Raw genomic sequence first — 18,023 nt, 5'->3', positions numbered from 1 at the left:
GTACTATTACTTACGGTATTTAGTAGCCTGGTTGTCCAGACGCTGGTTAGCGCGAGCTGCGTCGTCTTTAGCAGCCTGAACGTCGGAACGCATTGCGTTCACGTCGTTGCTCAGCTGGTCAACTTTAGCGTTCAGAGTCTGAACGTCAGAAGACAGCTGATCGATTTTAGCGTTGCTGGAGCAACCAGCCAGCAGAGTAGAACCCAGGATTACCGCGCCCAGTACCAGTTTAGTACGATTCATTATTAATACCCTCTAGATTGAGTTAATCTCCATGTAGCGTTACAAGTATTACACAAACTTTTTTGGGTTGAGAATATTTTTTTGATGGGAATACACCTATTTTTGATCGTTCGCTCAAAGAAGCACCGAATCAGCCCTTTTCGGGCAAAAATCTAAGGAAAAAAAGGCATTTATCATCGGATTCATCTTAGATAAATCGCAATTAAATAGAAAAACCCGATTTGCAATTTGAATGAGTTTGGCTAATGCCGGGAATAAAAAAAGCGCCCAATGGGCGCTTTTTATCCAAATTAATTCGTTCGGGAATTATTACAGCACGTGAACAGATGCGGTATTGGTGGTTCCGCTTGGTACCAGGGCACCAGAAACCATTACCACAACGTCGCCTTTCTGAGCCAGACCGCTTTCCAGAGCCAGAGCTTTACCCTGAATGTAGAAATCGTCAGTAGAGGCGATCTCTTTAACCAGGTGCGCAACTACGCCTTTGCTCAGCACCAGCTGACGAGCGGTGGTTTCGTTGGTGGTCAGGGCCAGGATGGTCGCATCCGGGAAGTATTTACGCACGGCGCGCGCAGATTTACCGCCCTGGGTCGCGACCACGATCAGTGGCGCTTCCAGTTTCTCAGCAGTTTCTACCGCACCGCGGCATACTGCTTCGGTGATACGCAGCTTGCGGCTGTCGTTGTTAAAGTCGAGACGGCTGGTCATCACGCGGTCAGTACGTTCGCAGATGGTCGCCATGATGCCGACCGCTTCCAGCGGGTATTTCCCTTTCGCGGATTCACCGGACAGCATCACCGCATCGGTACCGTCGAGGATGGCGTTTGCCACGTCGCCTGCTTCAGCGCGGGTTGGGCGTGGGTTTTTGATCATGGAGTCCAGCATCTGCGTTGCGGTGATAACCACTTTACGCGCGCGAACACACTTCTCGATCATCATCTTCTGCGCGAAGATCACTTCTTCAACCGGGATTTCAACGCCCAGGTCGCCACGTGCAACCATGATGCCGTCAGACGCTTCGAGGATTTCGTCGAAGTTGTTCAGGCCTTCCTGGTTTTCAATTTTGGAGATGATCTGGATCTTCTCGCCGCCGTGCGCTTTCAGGTGCTCACGGATTTCAACCACGTCGGAACGTTTACGGATGAAGGAGGCGGCAACGAAGTCAACGCCTTGCTCGCAGCCGAAGATCAGGTCCTGCTTGTCTTTTTCAGCCAGCGCTGGCAGCGCGATGGAGACGCCTGGCAGGTTAACGCCTTTGTTCTCACCCAGGTCGCCGTTGTTCAGCACTTTACAGATAACCTTGTTGCCTTCGATAGCGGTGACTTCCATACCGATCAGACCATCGTCGACCAGTACGGTGTTACCGACGGACAGGTCGCTGGTGAAGCCTTCGTAGGTCACTGCAACGATTTCGCTGTTACCGACCACAGACTTGTCAGTGGTGAAGGTGAAGGTCTGGCCCGCTTTCAGAGAGACGTCATTACCGCCTTCCAGTTTGATGGTACGGATTTCAGGACCTTTGGTATCCAGCAGGATGGCGGCTTTTTTACCGGTCTTGCTCATCACGTTGCGCAAGTTCTGGATGCGCTGGCCGTGCTCAGCGTAATCACCGTGGGAGAAGTTCAGACGCATCACGTTCATGCCGGCGTCCAGCATTTTGCTCAGCATCTCTTCAGATTCGGTTTTCGGGCCGATAGTACAAACAATTTTCGTCTTTTTCATGACAGTCTTAGTCTTTAAGTTGGGAAGGATATGGAAATCTCGCTCCGGGGGCGCACCGCCGCGGAGTCAAACCTGTGTTGCAAAAGAGTATATGACACGCACTAAGGATAGGAGACATCAAATGAGCGTGCAGAAGAAAGTGTGCCTGAGTGACAGCCCAACGAAGGAGAGGAGAAGTTGTACGTTGTTTTTTGTATTCCAAGCGCTGAAACCATTCACCAGGGGCCAGGCGCGCATTATACGCTGATTTTAAGATAAAAGGAAAATGGAAACGGTGTTTCAGAAATAATCTGTGCAGTTTCACATAATATTGTTATCAAGGCGTTAAGCCATGATGACAACTTATGGCGGCAGGTGAGTGACCTGCCGCAATTTGCTTATTTTTGCAGCGCCTGACTGAGATCGGCAATCAGGTCTTTCGGATCTTCAATCCCCACCGACAGGCGGATCAGCTGCGGCACAATGCCGTTTGCCAGCCGTTGCTCAAGAGGAATTGAAGCGTGGGTCATGCTGTAAGGCTGGCTCACCAGACTCTCCACGCCGCCGAGGCTTTCCGCGAGGGTGAACAACTTCAGGTTGCGGATAACCTCCGTTGCGCGTTGCGCATCGCCTTTTACCACCACAGAAATCATCCCACCCGGCAGGGCCATTTGCGTGCGGGCGAGGCGATACTGAGGGTGGGACTCCAGCCCTGGATAGAACACGTTTTCCACCAGAGGATGTTGCTCCAGCCATTGCGCAATCGCCAGCGCGTTGGTGCTGTGCTTTTCCACCCTCAGCGCAAGCGTGCGAATACCGCGCAGCGTCAGGAAACTGCTGAACGGATCCAGGACACCGCCCACCGCGTTCTGCAGATAGCCGAGCTTGTCTGCCAGCGCCGGGTTATCACCCACTACCGCCAGCCCGGCAACGACGTCGGAGTGGCCATTAAGGTATTTGGTGGCGGAGTGCACCACGATATCGAAGCCCGACTCAAGAGGGCGATGGATCACCGGTGACGCGAAGGTGTTGTCCGCCACGCTGATGACGTTATGACGACGAGCAATCGCCGCGATGGCCGCCAGGTCCGCCAGCTTCAGCAGCGGGTTGGTTGGGGTCTCAACCCAGACCATCCGCGTCTCCGGGCGAATGGCGGCCTCAAGCCCGGCCAGGTCGTCCGGCTTAACCCAGCTGACCTGCAGGCCGGTGCTGCGTTTGCGCACGTTCTCGATCAGACGATACGTCCCGCCGTAGACGTCATCGATGGCAACGATATGGCTGTCTTTATCCAGCAGTTCAAGCACCGTGGAGATCGCCGCGAGACCGGAGGCAAACGCGTAGCCGCGCGTGCCGCCTTCCAGTTCGGCAATGGCGGTCTCCAGCGCATGGCGGGTGGGGTTGCCGCTGCGCGAATATTCATAGCCGGTATGTTCCCCGGGAGCGGGTTGCGCAAACGTCGAGGTGGCGTAAATCGGCGGCATCACCGCCCCGTGCTGGTCGTTGAACTCGCCGCTGTGTACGCTCAGGGTTGCCAGGTTCTTCATCATCTCTTCCTTTATTGCTGTAGACGGTTGCGCCATGCGGTCAGCACGTCGCTGCGCGTAATCAGACCGAGAAAACGGTCGTTGTCATTAATCACGGCCACCAGACCGCGGTCGAAGATGGCGTGCAGGGCGCTCTCCGGGGCGTGTTTATCCAGGAACTCCACCTGACGCGTCATGGCCGCCGTCACCGGAAGCGCGAAGCGATCGCCGTCGCCGCCGATATGCCGCAGCAGATCCCATTCGTCGATAATGCCCACCACCTTGCCGTTCTCCAGCACCGGCAGCTGGGAGATGTCATACAGACGCATGCGCGCCAGGACAGTGGAGAGCGTGTCATCCGGGGCGGCGGTGACGGTGGCGCCTTCATCGTGGCGCAGGGCGATGTAGTCGGAGAGATCGCCGGCCTGAGGGCGCGTAAGCAACCCCTGCTGGCGCATCCAGTCGTCGTTGAACATCTTAGAAAGATATTTATTGCCGCTGTCGCAGGCGAAGGTCACCACGCGTTTCGGCGTGGTCTGCGCCTGGCAATACTTCAGCGCGGCCGCCAGCAGCGTGCCGCTGGAGGAGCCCGCCAGAATCCCTTCTGTTTTCAGCAGTTCGCGCGCGGTGGCAAACGCTTCGCGGTCGGTGATGCGCCAGGCGCGATTCACGCCTTCAATGTGGGCCAGCGGAGGAATAAAGTCTTCACCGATCCCCTCAACCAGCCATGAGCCTGCATCGTGGTAACGTCCGGTTTCGACCTGATCGGCCAGAACGGAGCCGGCCGGATCTGCCAGAACAAACTCCGTGTGCGGAGAGTGTTCGGCGAACCACGCCTGCAGACCGCCCAGGGTACCGCCTGAACCGACCCCGACCACGATAGCGTCGATGTTACCGTCAAGCTGCTCATACAGTTCCGGCGCCGTGGTGGTGCGGTGTGCCAGCGGGTTGGCGGTGTTATTGAACTGGTCGATGTAAAACGCACCGGGCAGCTCACTGGCCAGACGCTGGGCGTAATCCTGGTAATAGGCCGGATGGCCCTTATTGACGTCGGAGCGGGTCAACACCACCTGGGCACCCAGCGCACGCAGGTGGAAAATCTTCTCGCGACTCATTTTGTCCGGCACCACCAGGATCAGCGAGTAGCCCTTCTGGGCGGCGATCAGCGCCAGGCCCAGTCCGGTATTCCCGGCCGTGGCCTCAATAATCGTGCCGCCCGGCTGCAGCTTACCGGTGCGCTCCGCTTCGTTGATCATCGACAGCGCCACGCGGTCTTTAATGGAGCCGCCCGGGTTCTGGTTTTCGAGCTTCAGAAACAGCGAGCAGGGACCGGTATCGAGCTTGTGCAGCTGGATGAGCGGGGTACGTCCAATCAGTTCGGTGACGGAGTGGTAAATCGTCATGATGTTTTCCTTTCTGGAGGTCATGACGGGATGATAGGGCGGCGAAATTTTCGTAAGAAAGAACCATTCACTGCCTTTTAGAACAGAAAGGAATATATATGACGTTTTTGGATGTCAGGACAGCAAGACGTAAAGTTGTCTGGATGTGAGGATGGCTATATCGACATAAAATGCTGCAAAAATGAGCGTTTTTGCCGGGTGTCCGCCAGCAGATATGCATCAGGCAGATAATCATTGCTGAAATTGGTCTAAATGCTACCCTGCCTGTAAATCCGCTATTTATTCCCCAAAGTTATAACACATTCTTTTTTGTTCATTTAAAAGCTGATAACGCCTGTTTACTATCGTTTGGACATCCATACTGCTAAACCGCCACGAGCGGCACGGATAATAAATAAGAATGATCGTTCTCAGCAATATTTCGAAGGTTTTTGACAACGGAAAGGTGGCGCTCACGGCCGTTGATAATGTCAATTTGACGATAGCACAGGGGCAGATATACGGGATCATCGGTTACAGCGGAGCAGGTAAAAGCACGCTTATCCGCCTGCTGAATGGTCTGGAAAAACCGAGCAGCGGCAGCGTAACCATCAACGGGCAGAACATTTCTGCCGCAAAAGGTGAAGCACTGCGCCAGGCGCGTCTGAAGATCAGCATGGTGTTTCAGCACTTCAACCTGCTGTGGTCACGTACGGTCAGCGAGAATATTGCGTTCTCGATGCAAATTGCCGGCGTACCGAAAGCCGATATCAAGGCTCGCGTGGCCGAGCTTATTGAGCTCGTTGGCCTGAAAGGCCGCGAGCATGCCTATCCGTCACAGTTGAGCGGTGGGCAAAAGCAGCGCGTGGGCATTGCGCGTGCGCTGGCTAATCGCCCGGATGTGCTGCTCTGCGATGAAGCCACGTCCGCACTCGATCCGCAAACCACCGATCAGATCCTCGATCTGCTGCTGGATATCAACCGTCGCTTCCAGCTGACCATTGTGCTGATCACCCACGAGATGCATGTGGTACGCAAAATCTGCGACCGCGTGGCGGTGATGGAGAACGGTAAAGTGGTGGAAGAGGGGGACGTACTGAGCGTCTTCACCCATCCGCAGCAGCCGATCACCCGGCAGTTCGTCCGCCAGGTGAGCCAGTACGCTGAGGAAGAAACCTTTAATGCCGAACTGGCAAACGAGCTGGAAGGGACGGTCATCAGGCTGACCTTTACCGGGCACAGCACGCATAAACCGATCGTCGGTGAACTGACCCTGCGCTACGGCCTGCCGTTTAATATCCTGCACGGCAAAATGACGCAAACCGCCCATGGCGTGTTTGGCCAGCTCTGGGTGCACGTGGTGGCATCCGATGAACAACTGAACAATATCCTCGCCGACCTGCAGCACAGCGATATTGAAGGTGAGGTAATTAAACATGGCTGAGAATCTCTTTCCGCATCTTAAGTGGGATCAGCTCTGGGCGGCGACGCTGGAGACACTGTACATGACGGCGCTTTCCGGCGTGGCGACCTTCGTTCTGGGCATTGTCCTCGGTCTGGCGCTGTTTTTAACCGCGCGCGGCGGGTTGTTCCACAACCGCACGGTCTACAGCGTCATTTCCATTGTGGTGAACGTGTTCCGCTCGATTCCGTTCATCATTCTGATTGTGCTGCTGATCCCGTTCACCAAGACCGTTGTGGGCACCATTCTTGGCGCCAACGCGGCGCTGCCGGCGCTGATTGTGGGCGCGGCACCCTTCTACGCACGCCTGGTGGAGATCGCCCTGCGTGAGGTGGATAAAGGCGTCATCGAAGCCACACGCTCGATGGGCGCTCGACTGAGCACGTTAGTGTTTCGGGTTTTACTGCCGGAATCATCACCTGCACTGGTATCGGGTATTACGGTAACGCTCATTGCGCTGGTGAGTTACAGCGCCATGGCGGGGGTGATTGGCGCCGGCGGGTTGGGAAATCTGGCTTATCTGGAAGGATTCCAGCGCAACCATGGTGACGTCACGCTGGTGGCAACGGTGACCATTCTGATCATCGTTTTCATTATCCAGTTCTGCGGCGACGCCATTACTTCTCTGTTAGATAAACGCTAATAAATACACACAGGAACCACATCATGAAAAAGACACTGACACTGATCGCCGCTGCAACCCTGAGTGCCCTGAGCTTTGCCTCCTGGGCCGACACCCTGACCGTGGGCGCATCCAACACGCCGCACGCCGAAATTCTGGAGCAGGCAAAGCCGATTCTGGCGAAACAGGGTATTGACCTGGAGATCAAACCGTTCCAGGACTACATTCTGCCGAATACCGCGCTGGCCCGTCATGACATCGATGCCAACTATTTCCAGCACATTCCTTACCTGAACAGCGTGCTGAAAGATCATGCGGGCGATAAGGATTATGATTTCGTCAGTGCGGGGGCGATTCACATCGAACCTATTGGCATCTACTCCAAAAAATACAAGTCGCTGAAAGACCTGCCGGAAGGTGGCAAGATCATTATGCGTGACGCGGTTTCTGAAGAGGGCCGCATTCTTTCCATCTTCGAGAAAGAGGGCGTGATCAAGCTGAAGCCGGGCATCGACAAAGTGACCGCGCGTATCAGCGACATCGTGGAGAACCCGAAAAAGCTGCAGTTCACGCCTAACGTTGAAGCCTCTCTGCTGCCGCAGATGTACAACAACAACGAAGGCGATGCGGTGGTGATTAACGCCAACTACGCGATCGACGCCGGTCTGGATCCGGTCCACGACCCGATTGCGGTAGAGAGCGGTGAAAACAACCCGTACGCCAACATCATCACTGTTCATCGCGGTGACGAGAAGAAGAAAGATATCGTCGCGCTGGTGAACGTGCTGCACTCGAAAGAGATTCAGGACTGGATCCGCACCAAATATAAAGGCGCGGTTATTCCTGTTAATAACTAATTGACTGATTTTACAGATGAAGCCCGGCGAGTCTCTCGCCGGGCTTCTTTTTTGTATCCGGCAGGAGAATCATTTAAGCTCAACGTTTAACAGGCAATGGAGTGATGACGATGGGTAACGTGACCAAAGATGAAGCGCTGTACCAGGAGATGTGCCGGGTGGTCGGCAAGGTGGTGCTTGAGATGCGTGATTTAGGGCAGGAGCCAAAGCATATAGTCATTGCCGGGGTACTGCGTACCGCGCTGGCGAACCAGCGCGTGAAACGCAGTGAATTGACAACCAAAGCGATGGAAACAGTGGTTAAAGCGCTGGCCGGGTAATGCGCCAGCGCTTCGCAAGTTGCTCGAGCGAGCAGCAGAGCAGGTAATAGACCACGCCCGTAAAGATAAAAATGGCCGCCGGGTAAATCTGCACCCGGTTGTTGACCTGTCCCGCCACCGTGGTCAGTTCCGGTACGTTCACGATAAACGCCAGCGACGTATCCTTCAGCAGGCTGATAAAAATCCCCACCAGCGACGGCAGAATGTTCCTCAGCGCCTGGGGCAGCAGCACGCGCCACAGGATTTGCCGGGTGCTAAACCCCTGAGCGAGTGCGGCCTCGTACTGCCCGGACGGTAAGGCCTTCAGCCCGGCCAGCACCGAGTGCATCACGGTGGCCGCGGTAAACCAGGCCAGTGCCAGCGTGACGGTCAACGCGCCCGGCAGATCGCCTCCGGTGATGAGCGGCAGCAAATACCACATCCAGAAAATCACGAAGATGAGCGGGATCCCGCGAATCAGCTCTGCCCACAAGAAGAGGGCTTTTCGCACAAGCCCGGTAAAGCGCCAGGCCAGACACGCGAGTGCCACCCCGCCGGGCAGGGCGATGATCGCTGCCCCCACCGCCATCATTACCGAGAGCAATACGCCACCCGGTTCACCGGTTGCCGCGCGTCCCCACAGCAGATAATCGAGGTTATCGGTGATGACATTAAGTCCGGCAATCATGTTTTTCACTCCCTGTGGTGACGACAAGCGGGCGTTTACGCTTCGCGTGAGGTCCAATGCGAACCAGCACCATCCCCATCACCAGCCCGGTCAGGAGATAGAGCGCGGTGCCGAAGGTAAATGCCTCAAGCGCGTGCGCGTTATAGCTTTCAATCTGCCTGACCTGATAGGTCAGTTCAGCAAAGCCGATTCCGCTGGCGAGCGAGGAGAGCTTCATCAGATTCAGATACTGCCCCACCACGGGCTGCCAGGCGTTGGCCAGCCCCTGCGGCAGCAGGATGTAGCGAAACAAGCGCCACGTGGAGAACCCCTGGGCGAGGGCCGCCTCCCGCTGTCCGGCCGGAACAGAGCGCAGCCCCGATTCCACTTCTTCGATTAAAAATGCCGAGGTAAATACCCCCAATCCCCACGCCGAACAGAGAAACTCGGGCGTAAACCACCAGACGTCGCCGGGCAGCATTGACCAGCGGTGATCCGCATTAACCGCATCCCTGAAGAGCTGCGGTAACCCGTTCCAGGCGGCAAAATACCAGAACAGCAGTTGCACCAGCAGCGGTGTATTGCGAAACAGCGAGACCCAGCTACTGACAATCGCCTTCCCGATGTGTCCGCCGGAAAGGCGCAGCAGCATAAACAGCACCGCGAGCAGGCTGGCCAGCAGGATGCCCGCAAGCGTTACCCAGAGCGTGGTGAGAAACCCGGAGAGGATCCACTGCAGAGGCTGTCCGGTCAGTACCCCCTGCCAGTCGAGCGCGGGCATTACAGGTGCTCCTGATGTAGCGGGTTGAGCACTTTTTGCAGGAACCGCTGTGCGCGGGGATGCGACGGCTGACTGAAAAATTGTGCCGGTGGCGCGATTTCCAGAATGTGCCCCCCGTAGATAAAGACAACCCGGTCAGCAATTTCCCGGGCAAACTGCATCTCGTGGGTCACCACAATCATCGTGATCCCGCTGTGGGCCAGCGCTTTCATCACAAACAGCACTTCGCCAATCATTTCCGGATCGAGCGCAGACGTGGGCTCGTCGAACAGAATGATTTGCGGCGATGAGGCCAGAGCGCGGGCAATCGCCACGCGCTGCTGCTGTCCACCGGAAAGCTCGGCCGGGAAATGGTGGGCTTTTTCCAGCATTCCGACCTTTTCCAGCAGAGCCAGCGCGCGTTCCTGGGCCGGTTGCGGCTTCCAGCCGTGGACGTGCTCCAGCGCGAGCGTGATGTTCTGGCTGGCGGTGAGATGGGCATAAAGATTGAACTGCTGGAACACAAACCCCACGCGGCTTCGTAGCTGACGCAGCCCGGTACCGGAAAGCGTACCGGTCGGTTTGTTGTCGACCAGAATCTCCCCGCCGCTCAGGGTTTCAAGCTGGTTGATAAGCCGAATCAGGGTGGATTTACCGGAGCCCGAAGGGCCGAGGATGGCGACCACTTCACCGGGCGTGATGGTGAGATTAATGTCGTTCAGAACCTGATGGTCACCGTAGCGTTTGTCCACGTGGCGAAACTCGACGCTGGCCTGTTCCAGATGTGAAAAATCCGCGGCACCGGCCGCGGAGTGTGAAAATAAACCTGAGAGCATATTACTTAGCTTCTATTTTAAAGGCGCGAGGCTGTGGAGCAGGAGTACCGGGACCAAACCAGACATCATAGATTTTTGCCGCCTGGCCGTTCTTTTCAAGATTGACCAGCTCATCGTTAACCGCTTTCAGCAGCGCCGTTTCACCTTTTTTCACCCCAACGCCAATCTCTTCTTTGCTGAGCAGGTCAGGCAGAATTTTGAAGTTCGCTTTGTCCGGCGCCTGCGCCAGCAGGCCGGCCAGAATGGTGCTGTCCTGGGTAATCGCCTGTACGTTGCCGTTGCGCAGTGCCGTCAACGCCAGCGGAATATCGTCATAAGAGAGCACGCGGGACTGAGGGAAACGCTGGTGCAGCGCCTGCTCGCCGGTGGTGCCTTTTACCGCACCAATGCGTGCATGGCTATACGCATCCAGCTTATCGGCGGATTTGGCCGGGACCAGGAACTGTTGCCCGGTGACAAAGTAGGGTGTTGAGAAATCGATCACCTGCGCACGTTCCGGGGTAATGGTGATATCCGCGACAATTAAATCGGCTTTACCGGACTGAAGCAGGGGAATGCGGTTTGCCGGGTTGGTGGCTACCAGTTCCAGCTTCACGCCGAGTGATTTTGCCAGTGCTCTGGCGAAGTCCACGTCGTAACCCACGATCTCGTGCGTTTTGGCATCAATCGAGCCAAACGGCGGGTTGGCGTCAAACGTGGCCACTTTTACCACGCCTGCGGCCTTTATATCCGCCAGCTGATCGGCCTGCGCCTGCACTGAAAGCAAGCTCCCGGCCGCCAGCAATCCCAGAACCAGTGTCCGTTTTGTAAACCCTTTCATATTTGCTGCCATAGTCATACGTCATCCCGTTGTTTTTGTTTTCCCTCGCTACGCTCCCATAAGCGAAAGCTATCGCCAAATAAGAAATCGTTCTTTGCTTTTAGCAAAAAAGCATTAGTGAACAGTGTGTTAATGAAGCGTGAAAAGCACGGGGCGCTATTTGCAGATCCTGCACATCGACAGTGGATTTTGGTATTTCCCCTGCACGCAGTTTGGGTTTTAACTGAGTACAGGTTAAGCGAGAGGGGATTGACGATGAAAAAGTGGATAAGCACGTTACGGCGGTTTTTTGCAACCCGACCAGTGAATGCGGAGAACAGCGCGCAACGTGTTCTTGAGTCGATACTGCCTGTCGCGAGCCTGTATGGCGTGGACGTCGCTAACATTGATCCGGAGTGGTTCCATGATAAAACGTCACGCTGAACTGCGCCGCACGCGCGAAATGTACTGGAATGAGCTGTGCCTGATTTTGTTCTGATAACGGATAACTGTTAATGTTGACAGATGGTTAAGTCTGCTCAGTTAACGGAATGAAGAACCCCTTTTTCAAGCGCGGTATTATTGTCTGGACGATAGTCTGCCTCATCAGCGGCATCCTGCTCTATGCCGAACAGATCCGTCGCCAGTTCTGGGAGCGCGATCGCGAGTTCGCGGCTCTCTTCGCGGAATTAAGCGCGGTACTGACGCAAAATGAATCCGTATTGCCGCTTCTGAACGGCGATGAAGATATTGCCGCCCTGCGCAAAAAATTCCCCCAACTGCTTGCCCTGGAAAAGACCTCCGGACGCGCCCTTGATGCGCCACGGGTTGAACCTGCCCACGAGATGCAGTACTGGCTTTACAATCCCTGGCGTCAGATCCGCGTGCGGGTGGATCTCGGGCCGATTCTGAATGCCCATCATCCCTTTACGCATCTCGGGATCCGTTTTATGCCAAACGGCGACGAACCGACGTCTGACGCCTTCTGGCACTGGCAGCGCACCTTCCCGCAGCATACTCAACCTTTTACGCTGGAGGCCGACTCCCGCCCGGACTGGCTCGGCGTCAATGGGGTGCTGTACCCTATCCTGTTTATCGGGTGGGGGATAGTGATTGCGCTGGCGAGCGTGGTGCTCTGGCAGCGTAAAGCGCGCAAAGAGGCCGAGCAAAGGGCGCTCTACTACCAGCACGCCAGGCTCAATACCCTGGGAGAGATCACCGCCGGTATTGTGCATGAGATTAACCAGCCGTTAACCGCTGCGCAGACGTGGATCCAGGGAGCGCAGCGTCAGCTGCAGCAGGAAAACGGGCCAGCGGTGTCGCAGGCGCTGGCGGCCGCGCTGACGCAAATGCAGCGCATTAGCGCCTTGCTGACGCGTTTTCGCGAGCACGTGGTGCAGGAGAAAGTCACCCTGCGGGAAACCGACCTGGCGCAGTGCTGGCAGCAGGTGGTGAATTTGCTTGAGCATGAGCGCAGGGCCGAACATATCATGGTCACGCATGCGTTTACCCCAGGGGCCACGACGGTGCTGGCAGACCGTCTCTGGCTTGAGCAGGTCCTGCATAATTTGCTCAGCAATGCGATTCAGGCCCAGCAGGCATCGGTAGCCGGCTGGGTAAAGATTGAAAGTCAGAAAAACGAGCATGGCGTTGTGATTACCGTGACTGACGGCGGCCCGGGCTTTAGCCCGGAGGCGTTACAACATGCCTTCATGCCGTTTTACAGCGGCAGAGAAGCGGGCATGGGGCTGGGGATGACCCTGACGGAATCATTGATGACGCGTATGAATGGATCGATTACGCTGGGTAATGCGCCGCAGGGCGGGGCGCAGATCCGACTACAACTGGCGCACGGAAAGGAGGCTATGGATGGATAATACAATCTGGCTGATTGATGACGATGAATCCATCAGGGAGTCGATGACGTTTTTACTTTCAGGCATGGGCTGGCCGGTCAGGGCATATGAAAGCGTCGATGCGTTTACCGCTGCCCATGCACAGGAGAAAGCGCTGGTGGGCTGTATGCTGCTGGATATGCGGATGCCCGGTAAAGGCGGTCTCACCTGGCTTGAGGAGGGCACATGGCCCTGGAGCCTGCTGCCGGTGATTATCATGACCGGCCATGGTACCGTTGACGCCTGCCGTCGGGCATTCCGTAACGGCGTGTTTGAGTTTTTCACCAAGCCGCTGGATGCCGACAAGCTTATCGAAACCGTGGGCCTGGCCTTTGAGGAGAGTCACCGTCGCTTTGCCGACTGGCAGGAAACCACCCGGATCGCGACGCGTTTCGCGCAGCTGACCGCGCGGGAACATGAAGTGCTGGGGGAGTTGATGAAAGGGCTCAGCAACAAAGAGGTGGCCGCCCGGCTGAATCTCTCACCGCGTACGGTAGAAGCGCACCGCGCGGCGGCGTTTACCAAGCTTGGCGTCAGCAGTCTGGTTCAGGCAATACGCGAATACGATAAATTGCAATCCGTATAACTACCAGGATGAGTGCGTAATCAACCGAATACCGTTTCATCGTGCGGCTGGGTAACCTCTGGGTGTCTCTTAACACGCGAGGAAGTGCGATGAAAAAAATGATGGTGGCTGCGGCACTGGTGGCTGGTAGCGTAAGTCTGGCGGCGCAGGCCGAAACGTTAAACCAGAAGAATCTCTCACTGGCGCAGGCTAATGCGCTGGCAACGTCCGCCATTCAGGCCTGTACGGCAAAAAATTACCAGGTGACCGTTACCGTGGTTGACCGCGCGGGCGTCGTGAAAGCGGTACAGCGCACGGACAATGCTGGTCCACATACGGTTAAAGCCAGCGAAATGAAAGCCTGGACGGCGCTCAGCGCAAAGAATGCGTCCGGCAAGGTGATGGAAGCGGCGCAGAGCAACGCGGGTGCGCAAAACATGCGTGATATTCCGGGCTTCCTGCTGCTGGCGGGTGGCCTGCCGGTGAAAGAGGGCGATGAGGTGATCGGGGCGATTGGTATCGGCGGTGCGCCGGGCGGTCATCTTGATGAAGCCTGCGCGCAGGCAGCCATTGACGGGCTGAAAAAGTCATAAAAAAAGCACCGGCTTGCCGGTGCTTTTTACTTAGATCTTGCAGGCGTCGCCGCAGTCATCGTCGGCGACAATCGCCTGCGCTTTTTTATCTGCGTCGTCCAGACGTTCCGCATTACGCTCTTCGGCTTCATCCAGACCGTTAAAAACTAAGTTATCGAGATCAATTTCCATGTGGCACCTGCTATGTTCAGTGTTTGATACTGGCAGAGTATAGGGCAAAAAACGCCAGCAATGTACCTCGCAGCACATAACGATAATCCCTGCCATACTCAGTGCTTTATCGCTGAGGAGCGCACATGATTACACTCTGTAAAACCTGCGGAACCGCCTATGATGCACAGCCGGAAAGATGCCCGATTTGCGAGGATGAACGTCAGTACGTGCCTGCTGCGGGCCAGGCATGGATCGATTTCGACACCGTAACCGCCACGCATACCAACAAATGGCAGCAGCTGGAGCCGCGGTTGTTCGGCATCAAAACGGTCCCCGCCTTTGCTATCAACCAACGAGCCCTGCTCCTGCGAACGCCTCACGGTAATATCCTCTGGGACTGCATTGCCAACCTCGACTCCGCAACCAGAACGCTCATCACCGCGCTTGGCGGCATCAGCGCGATGGCGATTTCACATCCGCACTATTACACCACCATGCAGGAGTGGGCTGCGGCGTTTGATGCGCCGTTGTATCTGCACGCCAGCGACAGAGAGTGGGTCATGCGTGGCAGCCCGGCCATTCATTTCTGGGAAGGCGATGCGCTGGAGATTTTCCCGTCTGTCACCCTGCTGCGTCTGGGCGGGCATTTTGCCGGGGGAACGGTGCTGCACTGGCAGGAGGGGGACGGGGTGCTGCTGGTGGGGGACATCCTGCAGGTCACGCCGGGTAAAGACGCCGTCTCGTTTATGTGGAGCTATCCTAACTATCTCCCGCTGCCGGCCCGTACCGTAGAGTCAGTCGTGAATCAGCTCGAAGACAAAAAATTTGCACGCCTGTATGGCGCCTTCGAGGGGCAGAACATCCTGGCCCGCGCGGACGCCATTGTGCAGCGGTCGGGCCAGAAATATATTGCTTGTCTGAAGTAAACCACGATGGGTACACTTTACGAGTGTGATCGCGATCATACCTAAACTAAAACAGATAAAAGAGACATTGCTATGCAACATATCATTGAAGGTTTTCTCAGCTTTCAAAAAGAGATTTTCCCGCAACGTAAAGAACTCTTCCGCAGTTTAGCGTCCAGCCAGAATCCCAAAGCGCTGTTCATCTCATGCTCCGACAGCCGTCTGGTCCCAGAACTGGTCACCCAGCAAGAGCCGGGACAACTCTTTGTCATTCGTAATGCTGGCAATATTGTGCCACCGTTTGGCCCCGAGCCTGGCGGTGTGTCTGCAACCATCGAATATGCGGTTGTGGCGTTGGGCGTCACGGATATCGTCATTTGTGGTCACTCCAACTGTGGCGCGATGAAAGCGATCGCCGATAACGCAAACCTGGAGCCGATGCCCGCGGTGTCACACTGGCTGCGCTATTCCGACGCGGCAAAAGCGGTGGTTGAGAAGAAAACCTGGGATAAGCCGATCGATAAAGTTAACGCGATGGTGCAGGAGAACGTGTTTGCGCAGCTGAGCAACATTAAGACCCATCCGTCCGTTGCGGTGGGCCTGCGTAATAACTCCATCCGTCTGCACGGCTGGGTGTACGACATTGAAAGCGGCGAAATTCTTGCCCTGGATAAAGGGACGAAAACCTTCGTTTCGCTGTCTGAAAACCCGGAAGTCTTCTTCGAGTAATCATCCACAGCAGGGCAAGGATGCCCTGTCAGCTCTCATTGTACGGTAATCTCCGCCGCAATCCTGACGCGGGCTTCTCTGCCGCTTTCGCCATCGCCTCCGCAATCTCTGCGCACTCTGCCAGTCCCTGAACGAAGGGATGATCGTGCATTAGCCACGGTATCGCGCCGAAAGCGATTTTCCCGCGCACCGAGTCAGGCGCTTTCAGGGTGTAATCTTCGCCAATATCGGGTATCTCATCGCCCGTTGCCTGCAGCTGTTTGCGCAGCGTCGGGAAGGGCAGGTCTTTCGTTTTGAGCGGCTTTTGTCCGCGTGCGTCAATAAACACGTCGAAACGATACACGCGCTCTTGTGTGGTGATCACCGTCTGGTCGCTGCCTGCGTCAAGGGTGTAGTCGTCGCCGAGCGCTGCCACGCTAATGATGCCGGCCTCGCGCAGCGCAAGCAGCCGGCGAATAGACTGCGGAGGGATGGCGGCATAGTTGTCGATAAACACCCGGGCCAGCCCTGCTTTGAAGCGCTGAGTGTCCTGCTCATTAAGGTGGGGGACAATCTCCTGAACCACCTCATGCAGCCGAAGCACGGTATAGCGCCAGGCCACGGTGCGCCGTTCACGTTTGTTGCGCTCAACCTCGTTGAGATTCTCTTCCGCCCAGGTAAAGGGGTCGTGCCGTTTTCGATCCTCAAACCAGGCATCACGAATGCTGTCCGCATCTAGCTTATGCAGCGACATTTTCTCGCACCACGCCGGATCGGCGAGCTCCAGTTCGTTGACCATCAGCGCAAAGATGCGGTCAAGCAGGCCATCCGGCCCTTTGCCGATCTCGGTTTCAACCCTGAATTCGGTCAATACCGACAGCGGCTCGTAAGGAATAGGGCAGTAAAAATCGGCTTCTGGCAGAATGCCCGTCCGGGACATCAGGACGATGTTTAATGCTTCACTGCCTTGATCCAGCACGAATTTATCGTCGCGAAACGCGCCATGCTGCATCACCACCGCCATGGCCGCATCAAGGCCGCTTAACGATGTTCCCATAATGCCGACGCGGCACGGTGGAATGCTGGCGTCCATCAGACCGGACCACGGACTTGGGAAGAATGCGCGCGTGGCCTCGTCCTCGTCCGGCCAGACGTGACCGGTGGCGATCACCGCGAGATCGAAGCGTTCGGGAAACGCCTTATCGTTGACGCAAAGCGTGACGCCAGTCGTCGAGGGAATAACGTCGGTCACCCGGGAAGATTCATGGATATCCACCTGGAACCCCAGTTTTGTAGCCTCATTAACGATTGTCCGAAAGCTGTCGCGAAAATATTCCCCCAGCAGGATCCGCGGCAGAAACTGCCGGTCATGCAACCGGGCTTTATCCACCTTAAAGCGCGCCAGATGGTCGTCGCTCTGCTCCTTAAGCCAGTCCAGGTAGGTCATAAACAGAGGGGGGATCTCAATGCTCGCGATGTTTGCCAGCATCAGACGCGAGTTATCGTCGTCGTTATAGGGCATCCCTACGCCCGCTTCATCAGCCTGTTCAAAGACCGAGACCGAAAGCGGCTGCGGGTTTTTAATAAGTGCGTAAAAGGTATAAATCCCTGTAGGGCCGGAACCGATAATGGCGATTTTTTTCATCGACGGTTTTCCTCATTTTTTCCATGAGAAAAGCGTAGCAGGAGAACAGTGATGAAAATAAGGGATTAGGAAAATTCAGGGTATCAGAAGAGGATTTGCACCATTTCAGGACTGAAATGGTGCGTCCGAGTGGACTCGAACCACCGACCCCCACCATGTCAAGGTGGTGCTCTAACCAACTGAGCTACGGACGCAGAATGGTGCGTTCAATTGGACTCGAACCAACGACCCCCACCATGTCAAGGTGGTGCTCTAACCAACTGAGCTATGAACGCAACGTGTTGTCGGTGACAACGGGGACGAATATTAGCGGCACAGCACCAATGAGGCAAGAGGGAAAATGCATTTTTCTCTCTGATTTCACGCGATTGCTTCATTACCGCGCAAAGTGAAGAGAAAGTAGCCGCC

20 protein-coding genes and 2 tRNA genes are annotated in these 18,023 nt (G+C 55.9%); 10 read left to right on the top strand and 12 right to left on the bottom strand.

Annotated elements, in window-relative coordinates; translation table 11 throughout:
• Nucleotides 1-6: 6 nt before the first annotated feature.
• The 4 genes from lpp to LDK53_RS08465 all read right to left on the bottom strand — a co-directional run bounded on the left by lpp (nucleotide 7) and on the right by LDK53_RS08465 (nucleotide 4,870).
• Entirely contained in the window at nucleotides 7-243 is a 237-nt protein-coding gene (gene lpp, locus LDK53_RS08480) for a murein lipoprotein Lpp (RefSeq protein ID WP_001082307.1), read from the bottom strand.
• A gap of 309 nt (nucleotides 244-552) precedes the next feature.
• The gene (gene pykF, locus LDK53_RS08475; protein WP_045284943.1) at nucleotides 553-1,965 is read right to left on the bottom strand and encodes a pyruvate kinase PykF; all 1,413 of its coding nucleotides are present in this window, start codon (nucleotides 1,963-1,965) and stop codon (nucleotides 553-555) included.
• A gap of 377 nt (nucleotides 1,966-2,342) precedes the next feature.
• Nucleotides 2,343-3,488, bottom strand: coding sequence for a trans-sulfuration enzyme family protein (locus tag LDK53_RS08470; protein WP_025758305.1), 1,146 nt, complete (start codon nucleotides 3,486-3,488; stop codon nucleotides 2,343-2,345).
• Nucleotides 3,489-3,499: 11 nt separating this feature from the next.
• On the bottom strand, nucleotides 3,500-4,870 hold the full coding sequence (locus LDK53_RS08465) for a pyridoxal-phosphate dependent enzyme (protein ID WP_025758307.1): 1,371 nt from the start codon (nucleotides 4,868-4,870) through the stop codon (nucleotides 3,500-3,502).
• A 400-nt stretch (nucleotides 4,871-5,270) separates the two neighbouring features.
• On the opposite strand from LDK53_RS08465, the gene LDK53_RS08460 reads away from it, so the two are divergent.
• The 4 genes from LDK53_RS08460 (at nucleotide 5,271) to fumD (ending at nucleotide 8,110) form a co-directional block, all read left to right on the top strand.
• Nucleotides 5,271-6,293 (top strand): methionine ABC transporter ATP-binding protein, encoded by a 1,023-nt coding sequence (locus tag LDK53_RS08460; RefSeq protein ID WP_225285434.1) that lies wholly within the window; start codon nucleotides 5,271-5,273, stop codon nucleotides 6,291-6,293.
• Nucleotides 6,286-6,954 (top strand): methionine ABC transporter permease, encoded by a 669-nt coding sequence (locus tag LDK53_RS08455; protein WP_047958370.1) that lies wholly within the window; start codon nucleotides 6,286-6,288, stop codon nucleotides 6,952-6,954. The genes LDK53_RS08460 and LDK53_RS08455 overlap by 8 nt, the downstream gene beginning before the upstream one ends.
• 23 nt (nucleotides 6,955-6,977) lie before the next feature.
• Nucleotides 6,978-7,790: a MetQ/NlpA family ABC transporter substrate-binding protein gene (locus LDK53_RS08450; RefSeq protein ID WP_225285430.1), complete on the top strand. Its 813-nt coding sequence runs from the start codon at nucleotides 6,978-6,980 to the stop codon at nucleotides 7,788-7,790.
• Between the two features lie 110 nt (nucleotides 7,791-7,900).
• Nucleotides 7,901-8,110, top strand: a complete 210-nt coding sequence (gene fumD / locus LDK53_RS08445; RefSeq protein ID WP_003857676.1) for a fumarate hydratase FumD — start codon at nucleotides 7,901-7,903, stop codon at nucleotides 8,108-8,110.
• Here the strand turns inward: fumD and LDK53_RS08440 are convergent.
• Genes LDK53_RS08440 through LDK53_RS08425 form a run of 4 tightly spaced genes read right to left on the bottom strand, consistent with a single transcriptional unit; the run spans nucleotide 8,091 to nucleotide 11,184 of the window.
• Nucleotides 8,091-8,777, bottom strand: coding sequence for an amino acid ABC transporter permease (locus LDK53_RS08440; protein WP_225285428.1), 687 nt, complete (start codon nucleotides 8,775-8,777; stop codon nucleotides 8,091-8,093). The two genes, fumD and LDK53_RS08440, sit on opposite strands and share 20 nt — an antisense overlap.
• Nucleotides 8,761-9,537 carry an amino acid ABC transporter permease gene (locus LDK53_RS08435; protein ID WP_225285426.1) on the bottom strand — a complete coding sequence of 259 codons (777 nt, stop codon included), beginning with the start codon at nucleotides 9,535-9,537 and terminating at the stop codon, nucleotides 8,761-8,763. The genes LDK53_RS08440 and LDK53_RS08435 overlap by 17 nt, the downstream gene beginning before the upstream one ends.
• A complete protein-coding gene (locus LDK53_RS08430; protein ID WP_225285425.1) occupies nucleotides 9,537-10,352 on the bottom strand; it encodes an amino acid ABC transporter ATP-binding protein in 816 nt (271 codons plus the stop codon). Before LDK53_RS08430 ends, LDK53_RS08435 begins: the two co-directional genes overlap by 1 nt.
• 1 nt (nucleotide 10,353) lies before the next feature.
• Nucleotides 10,354-11,184 carry an ABC transporter substrate-binding protein gene (locus LDK53_RS08425; RefSeq protein ID WP_176472010.1) on the bottom strand — a complete coding sequence of 277 codons (831 nt, stop codon included), beginning with the start codon at nucleotides 11,182-11,184 and terminating at the stop codon, nucleotides 10,354-10,356.
• Between the two features lie 243 nt (nucleotides 11,185-11,427).
• Between LDK53_RS08425 and LDK53_RS08420 the strand changes: the two genes are divergently transcribed.
• The 4 genes from LDK53_RS08420 to LDK53_RS08405 all read left to right on the top strand — a co-directional run bounded on the left by LDK53_RS08420 (nucleotide 11,428) and on the right by LDK53_RS08405 (nucleotide 14,204).
• Nucleotides 11,428-11,595: a hypothetical protein gene (locus LDK53_RS08420; RefSeq protein ID WP_014831607.1), complete on the top strand. Its 168-nt coding sequence runs from the start codon at nucleotides 11,428-11,430 to the stop codon at nucleotides 11,593-11,595.
• A gap of 107 nt (nucleotides 11,596-11,702) precedes the next feature.
• On the top strand, nucleotides 11,703-13,028 hold the full coding sequence (locus LDK53_RS08415; protein WP_225285423.1) for a sensor histidine kinase: 1,326 nt from the start codon (nucleotides 11,703-11,705) through the stop codon (nucleotides 13,026-13,028).
• A complete protein-coding gene (locus tag LDK53_RS08410) occupies nucleotides 13,021-13,632 on the top strand; it encodes a response regulator transcription factor (protein WP_059385795.1) in 612 nt (203 codons plus the stop codon). Before LDK53_RS08415 ends, LDK53_RS08410 begins: the two co-directional genes overlap by 8 nt.
• 89 nt (nucleotides 13,633-13,721) lie before the next feature.
• Entirely contained in the window at nucleotides 13,722-14,204 is a 483-nt protein-coding gene (locus tag LDK53_RS08405; protein WP_225285422.1) for a GlcG/HbpS family heme-binding protein, read from the top strand.
• A gap of 30 nt (nucleotides 14,205-14,234) precedes the next feature.
• Here LDK53_RS08405 and LDK53_RS08400 read toward each other — a convergent pair whose 3' ends face one another.
• Nucleotides 14,235-14,375, bottom strand: coding sequence for a hypothetical protein (locus tag LDK53_RS08400; protein ID WP_003857665.1), 141 nt, complete (start codon nucleotides 14,373-14,375; stop codon nucleotides 14,235-14,237).
• Nucleotides 14,376-14,500: 125 nt separating this feature from the next.
• Here LDK53_RS08400 and LDK53_RS08395 point away from each other — a divergent pair, with 125 nt between their 5' ends.
• Nucleotides 14,501-15,283 carry an MBL fold metallo-hydrolase gene (locus tag LDK53_RS08395; RefSeq protein WP_225285421.1) on the top strand — a complete coding sequence of 261 codons (783 nt, stop codon included), beginning with the start codon at nucleotides 14,501-14,503 and terminating at the stop codon, nucleotides 15,281-15,283.
• A gap of 72 nt (nucleotides 15,284-15,355) precedes the next feature.
• Nucleotides 15,356-15,991, top strand: a complete 636-nt coding sequence (locus LDK53_RS08390; RefSeq protein ID WP_025758321.1) for a carbonic anhydrase — start codon at nucleotides 15,356-15,358, stop codon at nucleotides 15,989-15,991.
• Between the two features lie 28 nt (nucleotides 15,992-16,019).
• Here the strand turns inward: LDK53_RS08390 and LDK53_RS08385 are convergent, their stop codons facing one another.
• From LDK53_RS08385 to LDK53_RS08375, 3 genes are all read right to left on the bottom strand, one after another.
• Entirely contained in the window at nucleotides 16,020-17,615 is a 1,596-nt protein-coding gene (locus tag LDK53_RS08385) for an FAD-NAD(P)-binding protein (RefSeq protein ID WP_225285420.1), read from the bottom strand.
• 117 nt (nucleotides 17,616-17,732) lie between these two features.
• Nucleotides 17,733-17,809 (bottom strand) — tRNA-Val (locus LDK53_RS08380).
• Nucleotides 17,810-17,813: 4 nt separating this feature from the next.
• Nucleotides 17,814-17,890 (bottom strand) — tRNA-Val (locus LDK53_RS08375).
• Between the last annotated feature and the right edge of the window lie 133 nt (nucleotides 17,891-18,023).

Origin of the sequence: Enterobacter sp. K16B (genome assembly GCF_020216105.1) — a bacterium.
Taxonomy (GTDB): domain Bacteria; phylum Pseudomonadota; class Gammaproteobacteria; order Enterobacterales; family Enterobacteriaceae; genus Enterobacter; species Enterobacter sichuanensis.
The sequence above is the reverse complement of the archived record's forward strand: the minus strand, read 5'-3'. Positions and strand labels throughout refer to the sequence as shown.

Excerpts from the sequence above, each read along its gene's own strand:
- LDK53_RS08420 (WP_014831607.1), top strand. The coding sequence starts at position 11,428 with ATGAAAAAGTGGATAAGCACGTTACGGCGGTTTTTTGCAACCCGACCA.
- lpp (WP_001082307.1), bottom strand. The coding sequence starts at position 243 with ATGAATCGTACTAAACTGGTACTGGGCGCGGTAATCCTGGGTTCTACT.
- fumD (WP_003857676.1), top strand. The coding sequence starts at position 7,901 with ATGGGTAACGTGACCAAAGATGAAGCGCTGTACCAGGAGATGTGCCGG.
- LDK53_RS08400 (WP_003857665.1), bottom strand. The coding sequence starts at position 14,375 with ATGGAAATTGATCTCGATAACTTAGTTTTTAACGGTCTGGATGAAGCC.
- LDK53_RS08415 (WP_225285423.1), top strand. The coding sequence starts at position 11,703 with ATGAAGAACCCCTTTTTCAAGCGCGGTATTATTGTCTGGACGATAGTC.
- LDK53_RS08465 (WP_025758307.1), bottom strand. The coding sequence starts at position 4,870 with ATGACGATTTACCACTCCGTCACCGAACTGATTGGACGTACCCCGCTC.
- LDK53_RS08385 (WP_225285420.1), bottom strand. The coding sequence starts at position 17,615 with ATGAAAAAAATCGCCATTATCGGTTCCGGCCCTACAGGGATTTATACC.
- LDK53_RS08450 (WP_225285430.1), top strand. The coding sequence starts at position 6,978 with ATGAAAAAGACACTGACACTGATCGCCGCTGCAACCCTGAGTGCCCTG.
- pykF (WP_045284943.1), bottom strand. The coding sequence starts at position 1,965 with ATGAAAAAGACGAAAATTGTTTGTACTATCGGCCCGAAAACCGAATCT.
- LDK53_RS08435 (WP_225285426.1), bottom strand. The coding sequence starts at position 9,537 with ATGCCCGCGCTCGACTGGCAGGGGGTACTGACCGGACAGCCTCTGCAG.
- LDK53_RS08395 (WP_225285421.1), top strand. The coding sequence starts at position 14,501 with ATGATTACACTCTGTAAAACCTGCGGAACCGCCTATGATGCACAGCCG.
- LDK53_RS08405 (WP_225285422.1), top strand. The coding sequence starts at position 13,722 with ATGAAAAAAATGATGGTGGCTGCGGCACTGGTGGCTGGTAGCGTAAGT.
- LDK53_RS08460 (WP_225285434.1), top strand. The coding sequence starts at position 5,271 with ATGATCGTTCTCAGCAATATTTCGAAGGTTTTTGACAACGGAAAGGTG.
- LDK53_RS08410 (WP_059385795.1), top strand. The coding sequence starts at position 13,021 with ATGGATAATACAATCTGGCTGATTGATGACGATGAATCCATCAGGGAG.
- LDK53_RS08430 (WP_225285425.1), bottom strand. The coding sequence starts at position 10,352 with ATGCTCTCAGGTTTATTTTCACACTCCGCGGCCGGTGCCGCGGATTTT.
- LDK53_RS08425 (WP_176472010.1), bottom strand. The coding sequence starts at position 11,184 with ATGGCAGCAAATATGAAAGGGTTTACAAAACGGACACTGGTTCTGGGA.
- LDK53_RS08390 (WP_025758321.1), top strand. The coding sequence starts at position 15,356 with ATGCAACATATCATTGAAGGTTTTCTCAGCTTTCAAAAAGAGATTTTC.
- LDK53_RS08455 (WP_047958370.1), top strand. The coding sequence starts at position 6,286 with ATGGCTGAGAATCTCTTTCCGCATCTTAAGTGGGATCAGCTCTGGGCG.
- LDK53_RS08440 (WP_225285428.1), bottom strand. The coding sequence starts at position 8,777 with ATGATTGCCGGACTTAATGTCATCACCGATAACCTCGATTATCTGCTG.
- LDK53_RS08470 (WP_025758305.1), bottom strand. The coding sequence starts at position 3,488 with ATGAAGAACCTGGCAACCCTGAGCGTACACAGCGGCGAGTTCAACGAC.